The sequence below is a fragment of the Curtobacterium sp. VKM Ac-2922 genome, from assembly GCF_022815645.1.
Taxonomy (GTDB): Bacteria; Actinomycetota; Actinomycetes; order Actinomycetales; family Microbacteriaceae; genus Curtobacterium.
Window position 1 is genome coordinate 15,029 of record NZ_JALGRO010000008.1, and the last position, 19,459, is coordinate 34,487.

The window sequence follows — 19,459 nt, forward strand, 5'->3', positions numbered from 1 at the left end:
CGCGCGCCGCCGACCCCGCGGCAGCCGTGCTCGACGCAGGCCGACCGCTCGAGTCGAACCGGGCCTCCCGTCCGCCCCAGCGGGGCACCCGCGGACCGCGCGAGAGCGTCATCTCGCGCAGCGCCGCGATGATCGTGATGGGTGTATTCACCGTCTACTTCCTGCTGCCGATCTTCTGGCTGCTGGTGTCGTCGACCAAGACCGTCGGCAACTTCAACACCTCGGCGCCGCTGTGGTTCAGCGGCACCGCGGTGCAGGACACCATCACGAACCTGGGCGAGCTGTTCACCCGGCAGGACGGCATCTACCTGCGCTGGATGGCGAACAGCATCGCGTACGCCGGTGTCGCCGGCCTGATCGGCACCGTCATCTCCGCGATGTGCGGGTACGCCCTGGCGAAGTACCGGTTCCGCGGCCGTGAGGCCCTGTTCAACGTGTTCCTCGGCGGCGTCCTGGTGCCCGCGACCGCGCTGGCGCTGCCGTTGTTCTTGATCTTCAGCCAGGTCGACCTGACCGACACGTTCTGGTCGGTGTTCCTGCCGAGCATCGTCAGCCCGTTCGGCGTGTACCTGTCGCGCCTGTACGCGGCGTCGAGCGTGCCGGACGAGATCATCGAGGCCGCCCGCATCGACGGCTCCAGCGAGGTCCGCACGTTCTTCACCGTGGCCGTCCGGCTGATGTCCCCGGCCCTGGTGACGATCTTCCTGTTCCAGTTCGTCGCCATCTGGAACAACTTCTTCCTGCCGCTCGTGATGCTCCGGAACTCGTCGCTGTTCCCCGTCACCCTCGGTCTGTACACGTGGAACTCGAGCGTGAACCAGTACCCGGACCTGCGCACCCTCGTGCTCATCGGGTCGTTCGTCTCGATCATCCCGCTGCTCATCGCCTTCCTCAGCCTGCAGCGCTTCTGGCGCGGCGGCCTGGGCTCCGGCGGCCTGAAGTAGCGCCCCGCTTTCCCTCTCCTTCCCTTCGCACCATCCCCACCACATCCCGAAACGGAACCAGCATGAAGACAACGAAGTTCCTCAGCGTGGCCGCCATCGCGGTCGCGGCGACCGTGGCCCTCGCCGGCTGCAGCACCGGCGGCAGCGGCAGCAGCAGCGGCTCCTCCGACAGCAGCGCATCGAGCTGCAAGCCCTCGAGCGGCAAGGTCACGCTCGACTTCACGACCTGGGTCCCGAACATGGACAAGGTCGTCGCCATCTGGAACAAGGCGAACCCGGACATCCAGGTCAAGACCTCGATCGTCGCCAACGGCAACAGCGGCACCTACCAGAACTTCTTCAACCAGCTGAAGGCCAAGCAGGCACCGGACATCGGCCAGGTCGAGTACGACACCCTGCCGGCGTTCCGCGTGCAGGGCGGGCTCGAGGACATCGGCGCCTGCTCCGGCATCAGCACCGCGAAGAAGGACTTCTCGAGCGGCCTGTGGAACCAGGTCACGTTCGGCGAGGACAAGGCCGTGTACGCGGTCCCGCAGGACTCCGGCCCCATGGCGCTGTACTACCGCAAGGACCTGTTCGACAAGGCCGGCCTGTCCGCGCCGAAGACGTGGGCCGAGTACGCCGAGGACGCCGTCAAGATCAAGGCGATGGGCGGCAACATCACCAACTTCGCCAAGGGCGACGTCAACCAGTTCGCCGGGCTCGTCTCGCAGGCCGGTGGCCAGTGGTTCTCGAACTCCGGCCAGGACTGGAAGGTCGACCTGACCGACAGCGCATCCAAGAAGGTCGCCGACTACTGGCAGGACCTGATCGACAAGAAGCTCGTCAACACCCTGCCGAGCTTCACCGACCAGTGGAACAGCGCCTACGACAGCGGCCAGGACTGGACCTGGGTCTCCGCCGTCTGGGGTGCGAACACCATCTCGAGCGGTGCGCCGTCGACCTCGGGCAAGTGGGCCGTCGCCCCGATGCCGCAGTGGAAGTCCGGTGACAGCAAGTCCGCCGCATGGGGCGGTTCGTCGAACGTCGTCTTCGCGGGCAGCAAGCACCCCGCCGAGGCGTCGAAGTTCCTGGTCTGGCTGAACACCTCGACCGAGGCGCTCTCCGCCCTCAACAAGGAAGCCAACCTGTACCCGGCGTCCTCCACCGGTGCCGAGCTCCCCGCGCTGACCGAGGGTCTGCCCTTCTACGGCGACCAGAAGATCTACGAGGAGTTCGCCTCGGCCGCCAAGGACATCCAGCCGTTCACCTGGGGTCCGACGATGACGCAGACCTACGCCGACGTCTCCGACGGCTTCGGTCAGGCCGCGTCCGGCCAGGGCACGCTCGCCCAGGCGCTGCAGTCCGGGCAGAGCAAGACGATCGCGGCGCTGAAGGCGCAGTCGATCCCGGTCAAGGGCTGACGCCCCTGACCTGCTGACGCAGGGACGGACGGGAGGCCCGGCGCCAGCTGGCACCGGGCCTCCCGTCCGTCGTGTGGCGGTACCCGCCTACGGGCTGGTGGTGCTGCTGGTGGCCGCTGCGCCGAACAGGCCGATGCCCGCGATGAGCATGACCAGCAGCAGGATGACCCACCCGGCGATGATGATCCCGTTCAGCACGAGTCCGGTGATGGCCATCCCGCGTCCGGCGGGTTCCTTCCGGATGCCGATGACGCCGAGCACGAGGCCGACGGCCGGGACCACCAGCGTGAAGCCGGCGACGATCGACACCAGGCCGAGGACCATGCTCGTGATGCTCAGGCCGCGCGGCGGCGCGGGCTGGTACCCGGGGTAGGGCTGCTGCCCGTACGCCTGGGGCGTCTGCTGGAAGTGCTGCTGCTGGCCGTACGCCTGCGGTGCCTGGTGCTGCTGCTGCGCGGCCGCCGGCTGCTGGTACTGCGGCGGCGCGTCCTGGTGCGGCGGTGCCGGCTGGAGCGGGTCGTGGTCGGTCATCGTGGTCCCCTCGTCGATGGTCCCCGCACCCTATCGGCCACCGACACCCGAGCGCGATGGTCGGCAGCGGCCGGTCGTCATCTGACCGTCGTCAGCGCGGACGCCAGCCCGCGCACCAGCAATGCGCGCGAGCGATCGGTCGCCGCGCCGTCCGGGTCGCTCCACGACGCTCGCGCCAGCCCGTCGACCAGGGCGATCACCGCGGCCGCGGCGTCTGCGACGGGCTCAGTCAGCGCGACGCCGCGGGTCGCGGTCCATCGCTCGATGGCGGCCGAGACCGCGTCGTGCCACAGCCGGCGCTCGGCTTCGACCAGTGTCGCGTCGCCGCTCGTTCCGGACACGGTGGTGCTCATGGCCTCGAGCAGCCGGAAGCGCTCGGGCTCCTGGCGCACCAGCCCGATCCACGTCGCCACGGCGGCGTCGAGTGCGCCGTGCAGGTCGTCGTGCTGGTCGGCCGCGGCCAGGACCGGCGGCAGCGCTGCGCGCGCCTGCCGCTCGAGCAGGGCCATCACCAGGTTCCGTCGGGCGCCGAACACGTAGTGCACGACGCCGTGTGCGACCCCAGCGCGATCGGCGACCGCGCGCGTCGTCAGCCCGGACAGCCCGTCGTCCCGCACGACCAGGGCCGCGGCGTCGAGCAGTTCCTGGCGGCGGTCGGCACGGCTGCGGTAGTGCCGCGGCTGGTGGTCCTGGGTCATCACAGGAAGCGTACGGCTCCCGCGCAGTCCGGTCCGGCACGATGAATCTGGCCGATTGGCCAACATGGCGAGGAGGCATCATGCAGATCACCGTTCGACCCGCTGCCGAACACGAGGTCGACGTCGCAGCAGCTGTGCTGGGCGAGGCGTTCGCGACCGATCCGGTGCTCGCGGAGTTCCGGCCGCCCCGCCCCGACGAGGACCGTGTCGCCGTGCTCGGTCAGCTGTTCGCCGCGCTCGTGCGCGCGGTTCCCGCCGGGTCGCGCGCGCTGGACGTCGCCGTCGAGGCCGGTGGCCGCGTCGTGGGGGCAGCGTTCTGGGAGGCGCCGCGCCCACACCCGGGCGGCACGATCGCGTTCGTCCGCCAGCTGCCGGCGCTGCTCGGGGTCTTCGGGGTGGTCGGGGGGCTGTCGGCGCTGCGGCACCTGCGCCGGACCGACCGCGTGCGTCCGGAGGCGCCGCACTGGTACCTGCTGGGGATCGGCGTCGCACCGGTCGCCCGTGGGCAGGGGGTCGGCGGGCTGCTGCTCGAGCACGCGCTCGATCGGGTCGACGGGCAGGCGCAGCACGCCTACCTGGAGTCCTCGACCCCCGTGAACCGGCGCCTGTACCGGCGTCACGGGTTCGGTGACGGGGCGCCTGTGCCGGGGTTCCGGTCGGCTGCGCCGATCGCGATGTGGCGGCCGGCCGTCGCGCCCTGACGTGGTGCCGTTCGGCGCGGTCTCGTCAGCCGCATGCGGTGGTGCGTTCGGATGGTCGGGGCAGGAGCTCGACAGCTCCTGCCCTGACGCGCGGCTACTTGCAGCGCTGGCAGCGCGGCCATCCGTTGGTGCCCGAGGCCCTGTTGCGTTCGGGGATCTGTTTCCCCACCGGGCAGTCACGGTCGTCGTGGTGGACGTCGGGGTCTGACTGGTTCGTCGAGTGGTAAGCGGTGACTCGCATGTTGGCTCCTTTGCCGACAGAACTCACTGAAGTGAGCATTGCCCAGAAACGTACCCGAAGAAGCCCAGATCTCGGGCCGCTGAACGACCCGGGTCGAGACGATAGGTCGTCCAGCGCACCGTGCGGCAACAGTCCGGGTCCAGAACTCCCGCTCGTTACGATGGTCGCGCATCGTCGCGGCACGGGTAGGGGGCACACGTGGGTATCAATTTCCGAACGAGTGTGCGAGCGGGGCCGCTTCGGTTCACGCTGTCCAAGTCCGGGATCGGCGTCAGCGCCGGGATCCCAGGCCTCCGCGTCGGCGCGGGGCCGAGAGGCAACTACGTTCGCGTCGGAGCGGGTCTCGTCACGTACCTCGCCTCGCCGGCGACGCGGAGAGTCTCGCGGTACGGCACCCCTCCCGAGCGGACTCTTCCTCACGGGGCGGCCGAGGTGCCGCTGGTGGACGCTACTGGCTTGTCCGCGCTCGAGTTGCGCCCGACTGGCGGTGACGACGTCGTGCGGCAACTCAACGAGGCGGCTCGACGTACCCGGTGGGGCTGGATTGCAGCGGTCACTGCATTCGTCGTCGGACTGGCCTTCTTGCCCTGCGGGCTGATCCTGTGGGCCATCGCCGTCCCGAGCTGCTGGTGGTTGTTCCTCCGCGACGGGCTGCGGAAGAACGTGGTCCTGTTCTACGAACTGCAGAGTGGTACTGCAGAGTGGTTCGAGCGGTTTGCACTCGCGTGGGAGCAGGTGTCCGGCAGTCAGGAGGTCTGGCGAACCGTCCAGTCCGGGGCGGTCCAGACGACGTACCAGCACAAGACCAACGCGGGTGTCGGATCGCTGGTGCGGAGGATCACCGCCCGGGCGAGCACCGAGGTGCCGAAGTACCTCGCCACCAACGTCGAGATCCCTTCCCTCAGGGCGGGAACAGAGACGCTGTACTTCCTGCCCGATCGCCTCCTGGTGCGCACGGGGAAGCAGTACTCGGACATCGCGTACCGCCATCTGCGGTGGCGGCGAACGGCGACGCGTTTCGTTGAGCAGCCTGGGCAGGTGCCGAGCGACACCCGGCTGATCGACCGGACGTGGCAGTACGTCAACGTCAAGGGCGGGCCCGACCGTCGCTTCAAGAACAACCCCGTGCTGCCTGTCGTCCAGTACGGCCAGCTCGATCTGACGGCAGTGCAGGGGCTGCTCTGGAGTGTTCAGGCATCGCGCGTGAGTGCCTTCGATGAGCTGTGTCTCGAGCTCGAGCGGCGGCCCAGCTGACGAGAATGCTCGGTGGGACGAGGGACTCGCGTCCGGAGCACGTCATTTAGTCGAGTCGGCGTCGCCGCAGGGTTTGCCGATCTCAGAAGTCGTCAGTGATTTTTTCTGAGATGATGAATGAACTCAGAAAATCACAGAATGTTCGTCAGAGATCGGAGTGCCGTGGACACCCAGGCCTGGCCTGCGCTCGATCACGAGCAGGTCGAGTGGACGAATCGGTACGCCGAGGACGGACCTCGGGCCGCTCGTCGATCGACGTTGACCGAACGCTACGCGGCGGCCGTCCCGCCGATGATCGCGCACCTTCCGCTGACGCTCGGAGACGAGGTCGCTGGGCTGGTCGACGAAGCGTCTTCGGCGCTGGTCCGTTTCGACAGCGAACTCGGTGGCGAGATCGCGCCGTTCTCCTCGCTGCTCCTGCGGTCCGAAGCCGCCGCTTCCTCACAGATCGAGCACCTGACCGCGAGTGCCCGACAGGTCTTCACCGCTGAACTCGGAGCACCTGGCAAGCGCAACGCCGGTGAGATCGTGTCGAACACACGCGCGATGCGCACCGCGATCGAGCTCTCCGATCAGCTCACCCCGGACACGGTGCTCGCCATGCACCGCGTCCTGATGGAAGGCGATGCGCACCACGAAGCGGGAGCGTTCCGGAGCGAGGCGGTCTGGATCGGGCAGAACGGTCGTTCACCGGTGGGGGCGGACTTCGTGGCGCCGACATCCGCGCGGGTCCCCGACCTGGTTGCCGACGTGATGGCGTTCGCACGACGCCTCGATCTCCCGCGGCTGGCGCAGGTCGCGATCGTCCATGCACAGTTCGAGACGATCCACCCGTTCACCGACGGGAACGGACGAACCGGACGTGCGCTGCTGCAGGCGATGCTCCGCTCGAACGAGTTGACCCGGAACGTGACCGTGCCCGTGTCCGCCGGGTTGTTGACCGACACGGACGGGTACATCGCGGGATTGACGGCGTACCGCGCGGGCGACGTCCGTCCCGTCATCCGTCAGGTCGCCGAGGCTGCCTTCGTCGCGGCCGCGAATGCGCGACAGCTCGTCGCCGACATCCAGGAGATCCGTCGGGGGTGGCGAGAGCGGGTCTCGGCGCGGAGGGACTCCGGCGTGTGGCACGCCCTCGATGTGGTCGCGCGGCAGCCGGTGCTCAACGCCGCTGTCCTCGCCGCGGGGATGGGCGTCGAGCCGAGGAACGCGTACCCCCACATCCAACGACTCGTCGAAGCCGGCGTGCTCGTGTCGAAGAACGAGTACCGGCACGGGATCCTCTACCGGAACGACGAGGTGCTCACCGCACTCGATGCGTTCGCGGCGCGCGCAGGACGTCGGGGCTGACGGACAGGAGGCTCGGTGCCAGGCCGCACCGAGCCTCCTGTCCGGCAAGCGGGACTGGTCCGCTTCGCACCCCGCCACGCACATCGCGCCCCGGTGGGACGGGGCGCGATGTGCGTCAGGGGGTGCGAAGGCGGCGCCGCGCCGGCGTCAGGCGTCGAGTGCGGCCCGCGCCGCGGCGACGACCGCGGCGTCGGTGACGAAGTGCGCCGAGCCGTCGTCACCCGTGCCCATCGGGACCCCGTCGTGCGCGCTGCCGGCCGAGCGCTTGGCCGACAGGTGCACGGCTGCCACTCCCGTGCGCAGCAGGGCCGGGACGTCGTGTGGGGTGACCCCGGCGCCGGCCATCACCTGCACGGGGCCGGCGGCATCGACCATGCGGGCGATCGTCGCAGCGCCAGCCGAGGCTGTCGGTGCTCCACCGGACGTCAGCACCCGGGTGAACCCGAGGTCGGCGAGCAGTGCGACGGCGGCCACGGGGTCGGTGGCGTGGTCGACCGCGCGGTGCAGGGTGACCTCGACCGAGGCTCGCACCGAACGGGCAGCGTCCACGAACCGTCGGAGTGCATCGACGTCGAGCGTGTGGTCCGGGCGCAGGGCCCCGACCACGACACCGGCGGCACCGGACCGCAGCACGGCCCGGACCTCGCGCTCCATCAGGTCGAGTTCGTCTCCGTCGTACACGAAGCCGCCCGGCCGGCTGCGGACGAGCGCGTGCGCGGGGATCCCGGTCTCGTGCACGGCCTCGACCAGCGCCTGCGACGGGGTGAGGCCGCCGAGTTCCAGCCCGACACACAGCTCGACCCGGTCGGCCCCGCCGTCCCGGGCGACGAGCGCACCAGTCGGTGAGGTCACGGCGATCTCGAGTGAGACCGAGACCGGGACCGGGACGGACGGGGCTGTGGTCACGCGACGACTCCGAGGGGTTCGTTGGACGGCGGGATGATCCGGGCACCCAGGTCCGGGGCCGACGGGAACTCCCGATCGTAGGGGAACATCGGCCGCACGATGCGGTGGTGCCCGAGCCGCTCGAGGTCCTGGTCGACACCACCCGGCGTCAACGCGAGCATCCAGTCGGCGGCCATCGCGAACAGCTCGGGCTCGAGGTAGCCGATCTTCACGATGACGATGTCGGCCTCGCGCGGCACCAGGTCGAGGTCGGTGAAGTCGTGCTCGTGGTGGTACGGCTTCCGCAGCGTCGTCAGGATCGCGAACACGCTGCCGACCTGCAGGACGACCTCGGTCTCGGCGTCGCGGTCCCCGTGCTTGATCGCGTGGACGCGGCCGGTCATGGTGATCGGTCCGGCGTGGATGTCGTCCACCGCGGCACCGGCCGTCACGGTGACCGTCGCCCCGACCCCCGCATCGACGGCGGTGGCCACTGCGGCCGGTCCCGGCACGCTGGCGTAGATGACGACCGGGCCGGTGGGGTCGGCGAACTCGGGTCGCGCCAGGACCTGCGTGAGCCCCCACGTCATGTCGCCCGAGCCGCCGGCCGTCGGGTTGTCGCCCGAGTCGGAGACGAAGTACGGCCGGGCGGCGTCGGGGGCCAGAGCCGCGGCCAGGCACTCGTCGAACGAGCCCGTCGGCGCCACGAACACGAAGTCCTGGCGCACGTCCCAGAACGCACGTGCCAGGCGTTCGGCGCCCGCGGCAACGGCGTCGCGGTCCCATCCGGTCACCACGGTGACCGCACGGTCGCGCGGCTGGTCGGCCCACGCGTACCCGACCCAGATCGCGGCGTCGAGCACGCCGTCGGTCTGTTCGACGAGCGGTACCTGGGCGTAGAGCGACGCGGCGGGTTCGATGCGCGTCGAGGTCTGCTCGCCGGGCAGCAGCACCGGGATCGGGACCCAGGCCTTGACCGGGCGCTGCGACCCGACCGGCCGGGTGGTGAGCACGTCGACCAGGTTGCGGACGGCGCGTTCCTTGGTGTCCATCGCGTCCTCGTGCGGGGCCATCCGGTAGCAGGTGGCCAGGTCGACCTGGTGCGCGAGCTCGGCCGTGACGTTGCCGTGCAGGTCCATCGACGCCGACACGATGACGTCGGGGCCGATCACCGCGCGGATGCGTCCGAGCAGGTCGGTCTCGGCGTCGTCGAGCCCCTCGACCACCATCGCGCCGTGGATGTCGTACCAGAGGCCGTCCACCGACGTCGCGGACACGATGGCCTGCAGCCGCGACACGATCTCGGACGCCAGTTCCTCGTACGACGCACGGTCGACGATGCCACCGGGCAGCGCGTGCCCGATGAGCGCGCCGTGGAAGTCCGCGTTCAGGTCGGCCAGGAACGGGTACCGCGTCACGACCTCGTCGCCGCGGTCCGGGTGGAACGCGGCGGCGTGGGTCCTGGTCGGGGTGAAGGTCGACGTCTCGATGGCCAGCCCGGCGATGGCGATGACCGGACGGGTGGTGGTGGTCGTGTCAGACACGGGCGCTCCTGTTCCTGGTGGTCGACTGGGGGATCGGTGCGGAGAGCTCGTGCAACGAGGCGGCCAGCCCACGCTGCAGGGCGAACTGTCCGGCACCGACGAGACCCGCGTCCGCGCCGAGCGACGCGCGCTCGATGGCGAGGTGTTCGGTCATGAGCGGGTGGCAGCTCTCGTAGAGCTGGCTCCGCACGGCCGCGACGAACGGGTCGAGGGTGGAGAGGATGCCGCCGAGGTAGACGGCGTCCGGGTTGAAGAAGTTCACGTTGGCGGCCAGGACCTCGCCCAGGTAGCGCCCGGCCAGGCGGACCGCACGGGTGGCCTCGGGGTCGGCGTCCGACGCGAGCCGGACGACGTCGGCGGTCGAGGTCACGGGCGCCCCGGCGGCGGACAGGATCCGCACGAGGGCGGCTCCGGACGCCACGGTCTCCAGGCACCCGGTGTTGCCGCACGAGCACGGCGTGTCCCCGGCGGCGTCGATGCGCACGTGGGTGATGTCCCCGGCCGCGCCCGTCGAGCCGCGGTACAGCCGCCCGTCGATGACGATGCCGGCACCGATCGCCGATCCGGCCTTCACCGTGATCGCCTGGCGTCGGCGCGGGTCCTGCACGGTCTGCTCGCCCGCGGCCATGCAGTTCGCGTCGTTGTCGACGGCCGCGGGCACCCCGAACCGCTCGGTCAGCCACGCCGCCACGGGGAAGCCGTTCCACCCGGGCATCCGGCTCGGCAGGTCGACCACGCCGGCCTCGACGTCGACCGGGCCGGGCAGGCTCAGGCCGATGCCGCGCAGCCCCGCACGGCCCCGCGAGTCGACCAGCGACGCGAACAGCGCCGCCAGGCGCGTGAGCCCGGCGTCGGGACCGTCGGACAGCGCGAACGGGACGTTCGCGACGGACTCGAGCGAGCCTCCTGGCAGGACGATGCCGACCCGCGCGTGGCCGCCACCGACGTCGGCGGCGACCGCGTACTCGTCCGCTCCGCCGATCCGCAGCACCTTGCGGGGGCGACCACCGGTGGAGACGTCGGTGCCCTCTTCGGCCAGGATGCCGTGCTCGAGCAGCTGCCCGACCACGTGCGACACCGTCGACGGGGCCGCGCCGAGCAGCTGTGCGATCTCGGTCCGGCTGGACGCCTGACCCGAGGCGATGAGCTCCAGCACCCGGGAACTGAGATCGGCCACGACTTTCTCCAATCATGCACGAAGCACGGCCGGACGCGGCCGTCTGGTGGGAACTCTATGGGCGGAACAGCCGTCTGGGCTTTCGTCGGATCGGCAGAAACAGACTATTTACACGCGAATGTTTGTTTTTCCAACGACTTTGGCCATTGACTGTGCGCATCCCGACGTCCCCGCACAAGGAGTCCACATGATGAAGCCCCGTCGCTGGGCACTGCTCACCGGAGCAGCGCTCGCGGTGAGCGCCCTGCTCGCCGGATGCTCCGGAGGCGGTTCCGCCACCTCGAGCACGAAGTCCGACGAGATCAACTACGCGTTGCCGGCGAACTTCACGCCGAACTGGATCCTGCCCATCGGCACCGCCGCACACCTCAACACGAACAACGGCTCGATCGCGCAGTCGCTGTACGAGCCCCTGGTGGCGTACGACGGCTCGACGGGCAAGATCGCGTGGAACAAGGCGGGCTCCGTCGCCACGGCGGCCGACTTCGCCAGCGACGGCACGAGCGTCACCATGACGCTCGGCGACCGGCACTGGTCGGACGGCAAGCCCATCACCAGCCGTGACGTCGAGTTCTGGTTCAACCTGATCAAGGCGAACAAGGACCAGTGGGGGTCGTACTCCGAGGGCAAGGCGCCGGACAACTGGACGTCGTTCAAGGCCGTCGACGACACGCACTTCACCATCACGTTCGACAAGGCGTACAACGCCGACTGGATGCTCGCGAACCAGCTGAGCCACATCATCCCGCTGCCGCAGCACGCCTGGGACAAGACGAGCGCGAGCGCGAAGGTGACGGACGCCGACCGCACCACCGCCGGCGCGAAGGCCGTGTGGAAGTACCTCAACACCGCCGCGGGCAAGATCTCGGACTACGCCACCGACGACCTGTGGAAGACCATCTCGGGTCCGTACGGCGTGACCTCGTTCAGCACCGCCGGCAAGGTGCAGCTCACCGCCAACAAGCAGTACGACGGTGGCGAGAAGCCCGCGATCACGACGGTGAACCTGCTGCCCTACACGACCACCGACGCCGAGACCAACGCGGTCCGTTCGGGCGCGGTCGACTACGGCTACATCAACGCGACCGATCTCGACCAGAAGGACTCCTTCACGTCGAAGGGCTACGACGTCAAGCCGTGGACCGGGTGGGCGATCACGTACATGCCGTACAACTTCAACAACCCGACCATGGGTGCCGTGTTCAAGCAGCTGTACGCCCGCCAGGCCGTGCAGATGTCGATCGACCAGGCCTCGCTGTCGAAGGTCGTGTTCAACGGCACCGCCACCTCGACCTACGGTCCGATCCCGCAGGCGCAGGAGTCCGACTACGTGTCCAGCACGCAGAAGGACAACCCGTACCCGTTCAGCACCTCGAAGGCCAAGGCCCTGCTGACCAGCCACGGCTGGACCGCCAAGGGCGGCACGATGGTCTGCACCGACGCCGGCTCCGGCGACAGCCAGTGCGGCGAGGGCGTGGCGGCCGGCACGAAGTTCACGATGTCGGTCCTGTCGCAGTCCGGCTCGACCGTCACCGACAACATGATGAGCGCGATCCAGTCGTCGCTGCAGAAGACCGGCATCGGCTTCACGATCAAGACCGCGCCGGTGTCGAGCGTGCTGTCGCAGACCCCGACCTGCACCTCGGACCAGGCGAGCTGTGACTGGGACCTGTCGTTCTTCGGCACCGCGGGCAGCTGGTACTTCCCGGCCTACCCGACGGGTGAGTCGCTGTTCCAGACCGGTGGTTCGGCCAACTTCGGCAGCTACTCGAACAAGCAGGTCGACGCGCTCATCAACGCGACGACCACCTCGACCGACGCCGCAGCGGTGCAGGACTACAGCGCCGCCGTCGCCAAGGACCTGCCGGTGATCTGGCTGCCCAGCCCGGACTACCAGATCTCCGTCGTCAAGCAGGGCCTGACCGGGTTCGACCAGGACTCGCTGGCCAACTTCCACCCGGCCCAGTGGAAGTGGAGCAAGTAGGCCGCTGACGCGACCACGGCCTGGAGGCGGGGGGGGGGGGGGGGCCCCCCCCCCCCCCCCCCGCGTTTCCACTTCCCGGAGCGGGAGGGGGCGGTGGGCCGGCGCCCCGCCGGACGGGAGGCCCGGTGCCAGGCCGCCACGAGCCTCCCGTCCGCACCGTGCTCGGTTCGCGCGCCGTGCGAGCGTGCTCGGCTGGTGCGGCGCAACAAGCGCGCACCGGGCAGCCAACCCTGCACACGGGACCGACCTCGCACCGTGCGCGGTCCGCGGACCTCGCACCGTGCGCGCTCAGCGCGCCGGGGCCGCCGTGCTCGCGCGCTCGACCAGCCGCACCGGCACCAGGTCGGTCACCGCGTCGACGGTCTCGCCGTCGATCTGCGCCAGCAGGGTCGCGACCGCGCGCTGGCCGACCTCGTCGAAGGACTGGTGCACGGTGGTCAGCGGCGGCCAGAACGAGTCGGACTCCGGCGAGTCGTCGAAGCCCACCACGCTCAGCGACGCGGGCACCCCCCGACCGAGCTCGTGGCACGCCCGCAGGATCCCGAGCGCGGTCTGGTCGTTCGCGGCGAACACCGCGGTGATCTCCGGCCGCGTCGCGATCTCGAGTCCGGCACGGTAGCCGGAGCCGGTGTTCCAGTCGCCGTGGAACACCGGCGGCACCGTGCGCCCGGCCTGTTCGAGCGTGGCCTGCCAGGCGGCGAGCCGACGTGCGGCGGAGTACGACGACGAGGGGCCCGCGACGTGCCAGACCGTGTCGTGGCCCAGGTCGAGCAGGTGCTGCGTGGCCTGCCGTGCGCCGTCGGCCTGGTCGGTGTCGATCGCCGGGTGCTCGCTCGTGCCGGTCGAGTCGACGACGACGACGGGCACGCCGTCGGGCAGCGCGACCTCGGCGGTGTCGATGACGTGCGACTCGATGATGATCACGACGCCGTCCACGGCCTGTTCGTGCAGGCGTGAGAAGGCCGAGCGGACGCCTTCCTCGGTGCGCGAGGCCATCGGCAGCAGCGTGATCGTGAAGTCGGCGGCACCGGCGGCGTCGGCGATGGCCTCGAGCGTGCGCATGTTGCCGAACGACGCCAGCGTGAACATGATGACGCCGATGGTGCGGAAGCGGCCGGAGCGCAGTGCCCGGGCGGCGCGGTTCGGTCGGTAGCCGAGCGACGTCATCGCGGTCTGCACGCGCAGGCGGGTGTCGGGGCTGACGTTCTCGAACCCGCGGGCCACGCGCGAGACGGTCTGCATCGAGACGCCGGCGGCCTCGGCGACCGCGGCCAACGAGGGGGCGCGCTTGGCACCGGGCGACAGCTCCGTCGTCACGATGATCCCTCTCGACAACTGCGGCGACCGTGCGGGGTTCCGGACGGCTCCCTCGGACGCTAGCGCATGTTGACGTTGCCATGCTATCGTCTCGACGTTCGATGTTGACGTCAACATCGACGGCACCCGAACGCAGCAGACAAAGGAGTCCCATGAGCACGCTCGCAGCGCGCACGGCACCGGCGGCCTCGCCGGCATCGCCTCCGCGACGGCGGCCGAAGCCCCGAGGCCGCTACACCGGCTGGCTCTTCGTCGGACCGTTCGTCGCCGTCCTGGTCCTCATGCTCATCGTGCCGATCGGGTACGCGCTCTGGCTGAGCCTGTTCCGCGACCAGCTCGTCGGCGGCAACCAGTTCGTCTGGTTCGCCAACTACGTGCAGCTGTTCCAGGACTCGCAGTTCTGGACCGGGTTCGGCCGGGTCGCGGTCTTCCTGGTGATCCAGGTGCCGATCATGCTCGGCCTGGCGCTCGTCGCCGCGCTCGCCCTCGACAGCGCCCGTCTGTGGGGGACGAGCTTCTTCCGCATCGCCGTGTTCCTGCCGTACGCGGTCCCCGGGGTCGTGGCAGCGCTGATCTGGGGCTTCATCTACGGCAACCAGTTCGGCCTGACCGGGGCGGCGAACGACGCCCTCGGCATCGACCTGCTGCAGCCGTTCAGCCCGACCTGGGTCCTGACGTCGATCGGCAACGTCGTCACGTGGGAGTTCCTCGGCTACAACATGCTGATCTTCTACGCGGCACTGCGCACCGTTCCCGGCGAGCTCTACGAGGCCGCCGAGCTCGACGGCGCCGGCCCGCTGCGCACGGTGTTCTCGATCAAGCTCCCGGCCCTCCGCGGCCCGATGGTCATCGCCACGATCTTCTCGATCATCGGCAGCTTCCAGCTGTTCAACGAGCCGAACCTGCTGAAGACCCTCGCCCCGAACGTCATCGGCAGCTCGTTCACGCCGAACATGTACGCCTACTCGCTGTCCTTCAGCGGCCAGCAGTTCAACTACTCCGCCACCGTCGCGATCGTCATGGGCGTGATCACCGCCGTGATCGCCTACGTCGTGCAGGTCCGCGGCACCCGACAGGAGAACCGATGAGCACCCTGCAGGACCCGGCGACCGTGCCGGCCACGGTGACCGAGGCGACCACGACGCTCCGCGACGGCCGTGGCGGAGCGGGACGAGCCTCCAGGAAGGCGAAGCAGCCAGTCGACGGCCGGAAGCCGAAGCGCTCCGGGCTGCTGACCGCCGTGATGATCGTCTTCGTCGTCTACTCGTTCGCGCCGCTGTTCTACCTGCTGGTCAACAGCACGAAGACGCAGTCGTCACTGCTGAGCACCTTCGGACTGTGGTTCGGCGGGAACTTCAACCTGTGGCAGAACATCGTCGACACGGTCACGTACAACGACGGCATCTTCCTGCAGTGGTTCGGCAACACGCTGCTGTACGTCGTCGTCGGCGCCGGTGGAGCGACCCTGCTGGCCACCGTGGCCGGCTACGGCATGGCGAAGTTCTCGTTCCCCGGACGTCGCGCGGTCTTCGCCGTCGTCCTCGGCGCGATCGCGGTGCCCGGCACGGCGCTGGCCGTCCCGACCTTCCTGCTGTTCTCGCAGGTCGGCCTGACGAACACCCCGTGGGCGATCATCCTGCCGTCGCTGATCAGCCCGTTCGGCATGTACCTGATCTGGACCTACGCGGTCGACGCGATCCCGGCCGAACTGCTCGAGGCGGCACGCATGGACGGCGCGGGGGAGTTCCGGATCTTCTTCACGATCGCGCTCCGCCTGCTCGCACCCGGCGTCGTCACCGTGCTGCTGTTCGCGGTCGTCGCGACCTGGAACAACTACTTCCTGCCGCTGATCATGCTGAGCGACCCGAAGTGGTACCCGCTGACCGTCGGTCTGAACCAGTGGAACGCGCAGGCCACCGGCTCCGGCGCGCAGCCCATCTACAACCTCGTCGTCACCGGATCGCTCCTCACGATCATCCCGATCGTGGTGGCGTTCCTGTTCCTGCAGCGCTTCTGGCAGTCCGGCCTGGCGGCCGGTTCCGTCAAGGCCTGAGACCCGGACAGGAGGCTCGGGGCGACTCCGCCCCGTGCCTCCCGTCCACCCGCACCACAGCAGCACCACCCCCAACACGAAGAAGTGAAAGGCACCCCATGCACAAGCGCATCCGGCGCGGGCTCAGCGCCCTCGCCATCGGCGTCACCGCCGCCATCGCCCTGGCGGCCTGCGCCTCGGGCGGTTCGTCCGCCGGCGGCTCGTCGTCGGACATCGACTCCGCGCTGGCGAAGGGCGGCACGCTGACCTACTGGTCGTGGACACCGTCCGCCAAGGCCCAGGTCGCCGCGTTCGAGAAGCAGTATCCCAAGGTCAAGGTCAAGATCGTCAACGCCGGCACCGGCGCCGACCAGTACACCAAGCTGCAGAACACGATCAAGGCCGGGTCGGGCGCTCCCGACGTCGCGCAGATCGAGTACTACGCGATCCCGCAGTTCTCGCTGTCCGAGTCGCTGCTGGACCTGTCGAGTTACGGCTTCAACGACCTGAAGAGCAAGTTCGCGGCCAGCACCTGGAGCTCGGTCACGAACGGGGACAAGGTCTACGGCCTGCCCCAGGACTCCGGCCCCATGGCGCTGTTCTACAACAAGAAGGTCTTCGACGAGCACGGCATCGCCGTCCCCAAGACCTGGGACGAGTACGTCACCGCGGCCGAGAAGCTGCACAGCGCCGACCCGAACGCGTACATCGCAGCGGACTCCGGCGACGCCGGCTTCACCACGAGCATGATCGCCCAGGCCGGTGGCACCCCCTTCACCACGAAGGGCGACAAGGTCTCGATCAACCTCGCCGACTCCGGCGTGCAGAAGTGGACCAAGACCTGGAACCAGCTCGTCGAGAAGGGCCTGCTGTCCAAGACCGTCGGCTGGACCGACGACTGGTACAAGCAGCTCGGCAACGGCGAGATCGCGACCCTGATCACCGGCGCCTGGATGCCCGGCAACCTCGAGGCGAGCGTCGCCGACGCGTCCGGCAACTGGCGTGTGGCACCGATGCCGACCTACGACGGCTCGAAGGCCGCCACCGCGAACAACGGCGGCAGCGCCGAGGTCGTCATGAAGCAGACGAAGAACCCGGCCCTGGCCGCGGGCTTCCTGAAGTGGCTGAACTCGTCGAAGGAGTCCACGAAGGTCTTCATGGAGTCGGGCGGCTTCCCGTCGACCACCGCTGACCTGGAGTCGTCGTCGTTCCTCAACGAGGAGCCGTCGTACTTCGGTGGCCAGAAGATCAACGAGGTCCTGGTCGACGCGTCCAAGGCGTCGGACAACGACTTCACCTACCTGCCGTACCAGGTGTACGCGAACAGCGTGTACGCGGACACGGTCGGCCAGTCCTACGAGAAGGGGACGTCCCTCGAGTCCGGGCTCAAGGCCTGGCAGGATGCGCTCGTGAAGTACGGCAAGCAGCAGGGCTTCACGGTCTCGACCAAGTAGTCCCGCCAGCACTGACACCGGGGAGGGCCGCACGGACGACCGTGCGGCCCTCCCTCCATGACGAAGGAACCACACCATGCGCTTCGCCATCGGCGACACCGACTTCCTGCTCGACGGCGAGCCGCACCGGGTCCTGTCCGGCGCGATCCACTACTTCCGTGTCCACCCCGACCTGTGGGCGGACCGGATCCACAAGGCCCGGCTGATGGGCCTGAACACCGTCGAGACCTACGTGGCGTGGAACGCGCACGAGGCCACACCCGGCACCTTCGACTTCACCGGGGGACTCGACCTGGGACGCTTCCTCGACCTGGTCGCCGCCGAGGGCATGCACGCCATCGTGCGCCCCGGCCCCTACATCTGCGCGGAGTGGACCAACGGCGGGCTGCCGTACTGGCTGTTCACCGACGGCACCGTGGGCATCCGCCGCGACGAGCCGCAGTTCCTGGCCGCCGTGTCCCGCTACCTCGACGCCCTCGCGCCGATCCTGGTCCCGCGGCAGATCGACGCCGGCGGGCCGATCGTGCTCGTGCAGGTCGAGAACGAGTACGGTGCGTACGGGTCCGACCCCGTGTACCTGACCAAGCTCGAGGCGATGCACCGTTCGATCGGGCTGACCGTCCCGTTCACGAGCGTGGACCAGCCGATGGGCACCATGCTCGAGGACGGGTCGCTGCCGTCGCTGCACAAGACCGGGTCGTTCGGGTCCCGTTCCGCTGCGCGGCTGGAGCGTCTGCGACAGGCGCAGCCGACCGGGCCGCTGATGTGCTCGGAGTTCTGGGACGGCTGGTTCGACAGCTGGGGCGAGCACCACCACACCACCTCTGCGTCCGACAGCGCCGCCGACCTCGACGTGCTGCTGGCAGCCGGCGGGTCGGTGAACGTCTACATGTTCCACGGGGGCACGAACTTCGGGTTCACGAACGGCGCGAACGACAAGGGCGTGTACCGGCCGATCGCGACGTCGTACGACTACGACGCTCCGCTCGACGAGGCCGGTCGCCCCACCGCGAAGTTCCATGCGTTCCGGGACGTCATCGCCCGGTACGCACCGGTGCCGGAGCTGCCGGCGTGGATGGAGCCCGGTGCGTCTGACATGTCCGGCACGTCGGGCGGGTCGGGCACGTCGGGCACGTCGGGCGGGTCGGGCCTGGAGGCCCCGGTCGCCCCCGCCACGGACCTCGCCGTTCGGCTCGACCGGTCCACCCCGCTCCGTGCGCTGCTGCCGCAGCTCACGTCTTGGACCACGCACGACACCGTCCCCACGTTCGACCAGCTCGGAGCGGCATCGGGCTTCGTGCTCTACCGCACCGAGGTCGACCTGCCCACCGGCGGTGTCCTGACCGTCGGCACCGAGGTCCGTGACCGCGTCGTCGTCAGCGTCGACGGGCGCCCCGTCGGTGTCCTGGAGCGCGAGCACCACGACCGGGCGATCGCGCTGCCGCCCGTCACCGGCACGCTCGAACTGCTCGTCGAGGACCAGGGCCGCGTCGACTACGGCACGCGCATCGGCGAGCCGAAGGGGCTGATCGGCGGGGTCGCCGTCGACGGTGTCCCGCTGGAACGCTGGTCGGCGTCGCCGCTCGCACTCGATCCGATCGCACCGGTTGCGCTCGCCGCACTGCGCGAGGCGCCGGTGTCCGAGGGTGACGAGCTCGCCGGGCCCGTCGTGGCGATCGGGTCGTTCGACCTTTCCGACGTCGCCGACCGGTTCCTGGCCCTGGACGGGTTCCGCAAGGGTGTTGCGTGGGTCAACGGGTTCTGCCTCGGACGCTTCTGGTCGCGTGGCCCGCAGCACACCCTGGCCGTCCCGGGACCGGTGCTCCACCAGGGCGAGAACGAGGTCGTCGTGTTCGAACTGCACGCCTCGGCGTCGCGCACCGTTTCACTGCGCGTCACGCCGGACCTGGGGCACACGGAGTCCTGACAGCGGGTCCGGGGTCG

Annotated in this window: 16 protein-coding genes and 1 pseudogene; 11 read left to right on the plus strand and 6 right to left on the minus strand. The window is 69.6% G+C overall.

Annotation, left to right across the window (positions count from 1 at the left end; translation table 11 throughout):
* The first annotated feature begins 110 nt into the window (after nucleotides 1-110).
* Nucleotides 111-944, plus strand: coding sequence for a carbohydrate ABC transporter permease (locus tag MT346_RS10490; protein WP_374202524.1), 834 nt, complete (start codon nucleotides 111-113; stop codon nucleotides 942-944).
* Between the two features lie 62 nt (nucleotides 945-1,006).
* The gene (locus tag MT346_RS10495) at nucleotides 1,007-2,347 is read left to right on the plus strand and encodes an ABC transporter substrate-binding protein (RefSeq protein WP_243563015.1); all 1,341 of its coding nucleotides are present in this window, start codon (nucleotides 1,007-1,009) and stop codon (nucleotides 2,345-2,347) included.
* A gap of 87 nt (nucleotides 2,348-2,434) precedes the next feature.
* Here the strand turns inward: MT346_RS10495 and MT346_RS10500 are convergent, their stop codons facing one another.
* Complete coding sequence (locus tag MT346_RS10500) at nucleotides 2,435-2,878, minus strand: DUF4190 domain-containing protein (RefSeq protein ID WP_243563016.1); 444 nt, start codon at nucleotides 2,876-2,878, stop codon at nucleotides 2,435-2,437.
* A 77-nt stretch (nucleotides 2,879-2,955) separates the two neighbouring features.
* On the minus strand, nucleotides 2,956-3,576 hold the full coding sequence (locus MT346_RS10505) for a TetR/AcrR family transcriptional regulator (protein WP_243563017.1): 621 nt from the start codon (nucleotides 3,574-3,576) through the stop codon (nucleotides 2,956-2,958).
* 80 nt (nucleotides 3,577-3,656) lie between these two features.
* Between MT346_RS10505 and MT346_RS10510 the strand changes: the two genes are divergently transcribed.
* The 4 genes and pseudogenes from MT346_RS10510 to MT346_RS10520 all read left to right on the plus strand — a co-directional run bounded on the left by MT346_RS10510 (nucleotide 3,657) and on the right by MT346_RS10520 (nucleotide 7,122).
* Nucleotides 3,657-4,277 carry a GNAT family N-acetyltransferase gene (locus MT346_RS10510; RefSeq protein ID WP_243563018.1) on the plus strand — a complete coding sequence of 207 codons (621 nt, stop codon included), beginning with the start codon at nucleotides 3,657-3,659 and terminating at the stop codon, nucleotides 4,275-4,277.
* A 439-nt stretch (nucleotides 4,278-4,716) separates the two neighbouring features.
* Nucleotides 4,717-4,845 (plus strand): annotated as a pseudogene (locus MT346_RS18560) (DUF4236 domain-containing protein); the annotation flags it as partial.
* Between the two features lie 129 nt (nucleotides 4,846-4,974).
* Nucleotides 4,975-5,772: a hypothetical protein gene (locus MT346_RS10515; protein WP_243563019.1), complete on the plus strand. Its 798-nt coding sequence runs from the start codon at nucleotides 4,975-4,977 to the stop codon at nucleotides 5,770-5,772.
* A gap of 258 nt (nucleotides 5,773-6,030) precedes the next feature.
* Entirely contained in the window at nucleotides 6,031-7,122 is a 1,092-nt protein-coding gene (locus tag MT346_RS10520) for a Fic family protein (RefSeq protein WP_243563020.1), read from the plus strand.
* A gap of 147 nt (nucleotides 7,123-7,269) precedes the next feature.
* Here the strand turns inward: MT346_RS10520 and MT346_RS10525 are convergent, their stop codons facing one another.
* From MT346_RS10525 to MT346_RS10535, 3 genes are read right to left on the minus strand one after another with little or no spacing between them, the layout of a single operon-like run.
* The gene (locus MT346_RS10525) at nucleotides 7,270-8,028 is read right to left on the minus strand and encodes a copper homeostasis protein CutC (RefSeq protein ID WP_243563021.1); all 759 of its coding nucleotides are present in this window, start codon (nucleotides 8,026-8,028) and stop codon (nucleotides 7,270-7,272) included.
* A complete protein-coding gene (locus MT346_RS18415) occupies nucleotides 8,025-9,551 on the minus strand; it encodes a M81 family metallopeptidase (protein WP_243563022.1) in 1,527 nt (508 codons plus the stop codon). The genes MT346_RS10525 and MT346_RS18415 overlap by 4 nt, the downstream gene beginning before the upstream one ends.
* Nucleotides 9,544-10,728, minus strand: coding sequence for an ROK family transcriptional regulator (locus tag MT346_RS10535; protein ID WP_243563023.1), 1,185 nt, complete (start codon nucleotides 10,726-10,728; stop codon nucleotides 9,544-9,546). The genes MT346_RS18415 and MT346_RS10535 overlap by 8 nt, the downstream gene beginning before the upstream one ends.
* Before the next feature lie 187 nt (nucleotides 10,729-10,915).
* Here MT346_RS10535 and MT346_RS10540 point away from each other — a divergent pair, with 187 nt between their 5' ends.
* Nucleotides 10,916-12,712 carry a peptide ABC transporter substrate-binding protein gene (locus MT346_RS10540; protein WP_243563024.1) on the plus strand — a complete coding sequence of 599 codons (1,797 nt, stop codon included), beginning with the start codon at nucleotides 10,916-10,918 and terminating at the stop codon, nucleotides 12,710-12,712.
* A 288-nt stretch (nucleotides 12,713-13,000) separates the two neighbouring features.
* Here the strand turns inward: MT346_RS10540 and MT346_RS10545 are convergent, their stop codons facing one another.
* Complete coding sequence (locus tag MT346_RS10545) at nucleotides 13,001-14,029, minus strand: LacI family DNA-binding transcriptional regulator (RefSeq protein ID WP_308221891.1); 1,029 nt, start codon at nucleotides 14,027-14,029, stop codon at nucleotides 13,001-13,003.
* Nucleotides 14,030-14,181: 152 nt separating this feature from the next.
* Here MT346_RS10545 and MT346_RS10550 point away from each other — a divergent pair, with 152 nt between their 5' ends.
* The 4 genes from MT346_RS10550 to MT346_RS10565 all read left to right on the plus strand — a co-directional run bounded on the left by MT346_RS10550 (nucleotide 14,182) and on the right by MT346_RS10565 (nucleotide 19,442).
* A complete protein-coding gene (locus MT346_RS10550) occupies nucleotides 14,182-15,117 on the plus strand; it encodes a carbohydrate ABC transporter permease (RefSeq protein WP_243563025.1) in 936 nt (311 codons plus the stop codon).
* Nucleotides 15,114-16,082, plus strand: a complete 969-nt coding sequence (locus tag MT346_RS10555) for a carbohydrate ABC transporter permease (protein ID WP_374202523.1) — start codon at nucleotides 15,114-15,116, stop codon at nucleotides 16,080-16,082. The genes MT346_RS10550 and MT346_RS10555 overlap by 4 nt, the downstream gene beginning before the upstream one ends.
* Before the next feature lie 98 nt (nucleotides 16,083-16,180).
* Nucleotides 16,181-17,515: a sugar ABC transporter substrate-binding protein gene (locus MT346_RS10560; RefSeq protein WP_243563026.1), complete on the plus strand. Its 1,335-nt coding sequence runs from the start codon at nucleotides 16,181-16,183 to the stop codon at nucleotides 17,513-17,515.
* A 76-nt stretch (nucleotides 17,516-17,591) separates the two neighbouring features.
* Nucleotides 17,592-19,442 carry a beta-galactosidase family protein gene (locus tag MT346_RS10565; RefSeq protein ID WP_243563027.1) on the plus strand — a complete coding sequence of 617 codons (1,851 nt, stop codon included), beginning with the start codon at nucleotides 17,592-17,594 and terminating at the stop codon, nucleotides 19,440-19,442.
* Nucleotides 19,443-19,459: the final 17 nt, after the last annotated feature.